The following is a 2,573-nucleotide window of genomic DNA, read 5'->3' on the forward strand; positions in this document are numbered from 1 at the left end:
TGCCTTGCCGACCTGGATCTCATTGGTGTGCGGGCCGTACATCTCGGCCGTGTCGAAGAAGGTCAGGCCCAGATCGAGCGCGCGGTGGATGACCGCCGTCGCCTGCGCCTCGTCCGACGCCTGCCCGTAGAAGGCGGCCATGCCCATGCAGCCCAGGCCGATGGCCGAAACCTCGGGGCCCGAACGGCCCAGCGTGCGCGTCTTCATCACCGCGTCTCCTGAAATGTGAGGAAGCCGGCGGCCACGCCGCCGGCCCTCAGGAGATGGGCGCCGAATGGCCTTATTTCAAGGGCGCGATCCGCCAGTCATCCGCCACGCACTCGAAGGTTTCGTCCCTGAGGTAGAACAGGAAGTGCCGACCAGCGCTCGTGTCCGCCCCGATGATCTGCCAGTCCTCCGGAGCGTTTCGTTCGGGATCATCTCCGATGATCTCGTAAAATTCACCCCATCGCGGGGCCACATCCGAATACCGGCACTGACCTTCAAACCAGCCTTGATCGTTGGTCACGCCCAACCGCCAACGGGTGCAGCCGGCAAAGGTGAGAACCGCCTCATCGCCCTTGCTGACGCCCTCGTAGGCGAAGGGATTGAGTTCAAAACGGAAGGTCAGAGTGTCGCCGACACGCGCGACGATTGATTCCGAGCCGTTCGGATACGCGTTCCATCCCTTGTTGAGCTGCTCGAACACCAGCGTCATGGCCGGCCTCAAAGCGCCGCGCAGGCCGTCTCCAGCCACGCCTTCGCCTCCCCGTCCAGCAGCGGCCCGACCTTGGCCCAGACGTCGGCATGGTAGGCGTCGACATAAGCGCGCTCGTCCGAAGTCAGCAGGGCCGTGTCGATCAGCTTCTGGTCCAGCGGCGCCAGCGTCAGCTGCTCGAAGCCGTGCATCGGCCGCTCGCCGCCGGGGATCGGCTCCGGCGCCGTGACCACCTGCAGGGTCTCGATGCGGATGCCCCAGTGGCCCTCGCGGTAGTAGCCGGGCTCGTTGGACAGGATCATGCCGGTCAGCAGCGGCTGGCTGTTGATCGCCTTGGCGATCCGCTGCGGCCCCTCGTGGACGCCCAGATAGCTGCCGACGCCGTGGCCGGTTCCGTGGTCGTAGTCGAAGCCCTGCATCCACAGTGGCAGGCGGGCCAAGGCGTCCAGCTGATGCCCCGTCGTCCCGGCCGGGAAGCGCACGGTGGCCATGGCGATGTGGCCCTTCAGCACGAGGGTGAACATCCGGCGTTGATCCGCCGTCGGCTCGCCCACGGCCATGGTCCGGGTCACGTCGGTCGTGCCGTCCAGATACTGGCCGCCGCCGTCCACCAGCAGCAGGGAGCCCTTCTCGATCCGGCGGATGGTGCGGGTCACCGGCTTGTAGTGCGGCAGGGCGCCGTTGGGCCCGGCGCCCGCGATGGTGTCAAAGCTCAGGTCCTTGAGCGCGCCGGTCTCCTCGCGGAAGCGCTCCAGCGTCTCGGCCACCTCGCGCTCGTCCGGCAAGGTCTGCTGGGCGACCGTGTCGACCCAGTGCAGGAAGCGGCTCAGGGCCGCGCCGTCGCGGATGTGGGCCTGACGCGTTCCCTCGATCTCAACCGGGTTCTTCTGCGCGCGCGGCAGGGTGCAGGGATCCATCCCGCGCACCACGGTCGCGCCCGCATCGGTCAGCCGGTCGAAATACCAGGCCGAGGACTGGCCCGGATCGACCAGCACCTTCTGGCCCGCCAGCGCGTCCAGCGCCCCGTCAAGCGCCTCGGGCGCCTCCAGCGTCACCGCGTCGCCCAGCCAGGCGGGCAATGCGTTGGTCACCTTGCGCGGATCGAGGAACAGCCGCGCCGTCCCGTCGGTCTTCACGACGGCCTGCGACAGCGGCAGCGGCGTGCGGATCACGTCGCCGCCGCGGATGTTGAACAGCCAGGCGATCGAGGCCGGGGCCGTCAGCACCGTCGCGTCCGCCCCCGCCTTGGCCACGGCCTCGCCGATGCGGGCGCGCTTGGAGGCGCTGCTTTCGCCGGCGTATTTGTCCTCATGCGGCACGACCGGCGCCATCGGCTGTTCCGGGCGCTCCTCGGCCCAGGCCTGATCCACCGGATTGACCGCCACCGGCGTCAGCTCGGCCCCGGCCTTGGCCGCCGCCCGCTTCAGCACCGCCAGCGCGTCCGGGCTGTGCAGCCGCGGGTCGTAACCGATCACCGCCCCCTTGGGCGCGCGCTCCAGATAGGCGGGCACCCCGCCCTCGACGAGGTCCAGGATTTCGAACTGTCCGGCGTCGACCTGGGCCCTCACCTGCACGGTGTAGCGGCCGTCGGCGAACACCGCCGCCTTGTCCTTCAGAACCACGCCGGCCCCGGCCGAGCCGGTGAAGCCGCTCACCCAGGCCAGCCGGTCGTTGGCGGCGGGCAGGTATTCGTTCTGGTGCTCGTCCTCATGCGGGACCAGCATCCCGTCGAGGCCCTGCTCGGCCATCTTGGCCCGCACGCGGGGGAGATGCTTCGCCCCGAAGGACGGATCGGTCGTTTCGTCATAGGTCTGGCGCATGGCCGGAGGCATAGCACCGCCCCAGAGGCAGGCTCAACGCTTCTCCCTCCCCTCAT

At 69.0% G+C, this 2,573-nt stretch carries 3 protein-coding genes; all 3 read right to left on the minus strand.

Annotated features, from left to right (window positions below):
* Positions 1-207 (minus strand): aldo/keto reductase (locus Q0C81_RS17265; RefSeq protein ID WP_291840913.1); only part of this gene is annotated, 207 nt, incomplete at its 3' end.
* A gap of 73 nt (positions 208-280) precedes the next feature.
* Positions 281-697 carry a hypothetical protein gene (locus tag Q0C81_RS17270; RefSeq protein ID WP_291840915.1) on the minus strand — a complete coding sequence of 139 codons (417 nt, stop codon included), beginning with the start codon at positions 695-697 and terminating at the stop codon, positions 281-283.
* Positions 698-705: 8 nt separating this feature from the next.
* Positions 706-2,517, minus strand: a complete 1,812-nt coding sequence (locus Q0C81_RS17275) for an aminopeptidase P family protein (RefSeq protein ID WP_291840917.1) — start codon at positions 2,515-2,517, stop codon at positions 706-708.
* Positions 2,518-2,573: the final 56 nt, after the last annotated feature.

This window comes from Brevundimonas sp. (assembly GCF_023259385.1).
GTDB lineage: Bacteria > Pseudomonadota > Alphaproteobacteria > Caulobacterales > Caulobacteraceae > Brevundimonas.